This window comes from Blautia sp. MSK18_10, assembly GCF_020553185.1.
Lineage (GTDB): Bacteria > Bacillota > Clostridia > Lachnospirales > Lachnospiraceae > Blautia_A > Blautia_A wexlerae.
Genome location: NZ_JAJCGT010000096.1, coordinates 1 through 1877, shown reverse-complemented (window position 1 = coordinate 1877; position 1877 = coordinate 1). Strand labels below are relative to the sequence as shown.

Sequence of the window (1877 nt, the reverse complement as noted above, 5' to 3'; positions counted from 1 at the left end):
GAACCCACGTATCCAGCTTGGAAGGCTGGTGTTCTACCATTGAACTACACCCGCACAGCTTGTTGTCTGTGCATCTCTGTCGCATCAACGAAGATTAGTATATATGATGAAACTGTATTTGTCAACACTAAATTTAAATTTTTTCTATTTTTTTAACAACATATACAAATCATCATCTGGCAAACAATTTGTCACGCAGATAAAATCATCCGTTTCGCTGCTCAGCTCTATATCGAATAATTGCTATGCAGTTTATCAGAAGGAGCTTTCACTCCTCCTGATATAAGCAAATTTCCACCTGCTACTTATTACTTTCCACGATGAAAGCCTGGACTTACTGTATATGATGGAACCTGTCAGGAAAACAAAATTTTACAGTGTTAACCAGAGATCAGTTCTCCCAATCCCATACATTCGTAGCTTCCACTGAACTTCTTGGTTTCTTGATCACAAGTTCAGGACTCTTCGCACTGACCTTGGTGTTTGCCGGAATAGATGCTGTAATAAAGGTATTACCTCCGATAATCGTATTCTCTCCGATCACAGTCTCACCGCCTAGCACAGAAGAGTTAGAATAAATCGTCACATTATCTCTGATCGTCGGATGTCTCTTCACATTGGCAAGCAGCTGTCCCTGACGGGTGGAAAGTGCGCCAAGAGTCACGCCCTGATATAACTTCACATTCTTTCCAATCTCTGTAGTCTCACCGATTACAACACCGGTTCCATGGTCAATGAAGAAATATTCTCCAATCGTAGCACCCGGATTGATATCGATACCTGTATAACCATGTGCATATTCAGACATAATTCTTGGAATAAACGGCACATTTTCCAGATAAAGAACATGTGCAAGTCTGTATACATAAATTGCATAAAATCCAGGATAAGAGAAAATAATCTCCTCTTTACTCTTGGCAGCCGGGTCACCATCAAAACCAGCCTGCAGGTCAGTCAGCAGCATACGCTGGATTTCCGGAACATTTGCAAAAAATCGCTCTGTGATCTGCTCTGCATGTTCTTTGGCCTTCTGTTCCTCTTCACCCTGATATAAAAATGCAATCTCAATCTGCTCCTGCAAGCAGTCATACAGATCATTCAGGCGATATGCCACATAATGCTCCGGAAACACGCTGGCACTGGAATCCACACTGAAATATCCGGGAAAAATAATAGACCTCATATCTTTAATGAAGTTAATAATCTCTTTCTTATTTGGAAGACGTTCTCTGTCCTTTCCCAGAAAGAGTTCTTCTTTACGGTAAGTATCTGTCAGCTTCTCCACAGCCTCCAGAATTGTTTTCTTCTTATCTGTCATAATCGTCACCTATCTGCTTTCCTCGCAGCTGCTTATTGTCCCCGGACAATAGCAATCCAGAGGGTACACAACCGCATTTTGTTATTATCTTATTACAGCAAAACCAATTCGTCAATAAAAAAAGAATTGACCTTTCCGTAGATTCCTTATATAATAAAAAACAGTTCCGGTTACACTTCAGAACTGTTTCTAATCTTAATATGGAGATGTACCCAAGAGGCTGAAGGGACCGCACTCGAAATGCGGCAGGCCGGGCAACCGGTGCGAGGGTTCAAATCCCTCCATCTCCGCTCTTTCTTTGTAAAATTCTTTATAATAAAAATGCACAATAAGCTTGACAATCGTTGCTTTTATATGTATAATTGCAACAGTAAAAGAAATTTTACAAGTTGGTTTTGATAGGGGATTGGTCAAATGGTATGATAGGGGTCTCCAAAACCTTTGGTGGGAGTTCGATTCTCTCATCCCCTGCTCTTAAAAACGCTCGAAAGCCTTGTATTTACTCAATGTCATTAACTTTAGCAAAAAGCAGAAATCGTAAGTATTTATAAAACTATGA

The 1877-nt window shown here is 40.4% G+C and carries 1 protein-coding gene and 2 tRNA genes; 2 read left to right on the top strand and 1 reads right to left on the bottom strand.

From position 1 onward, the window contains the following. Positions 1–391: 391 nt before the first annotated feature. Positions 392–1318 carry a serine O-acetyltransferase EpsC gene (epsC, locus tag LI074_RS16935; RefSeq protein WP_008705761.1) on the bottom strand — a complete coding sequence of 309 codons (927 nt, stop codon included), beginning with the start codon at positions 1316–1318 and terminating at the stop codon, positions 392–394. 202 nt (positions 1319–1520) lie between these two features. Between epsC and LI074_RS16930 the strand changes: the two genes are divergently transcribed. Both LI074_RS16930 and LI074_RS16925 read left to right on the top strand, forming a co-directional pair. After that, a tRNA-Ser gene (locus LI074_RS16930) sits at positions 1521–1608 on the top strand. A 110-nt stretch (positions 1609–1718) separates the two neighbouring features. Continuing rightward, a tRNA-Trp gene (locus tag LI074_RS16925) sits at positions 1719–1789 on the top strand. Positions 1790–1877: the final 88 nt, after the last annotated feature.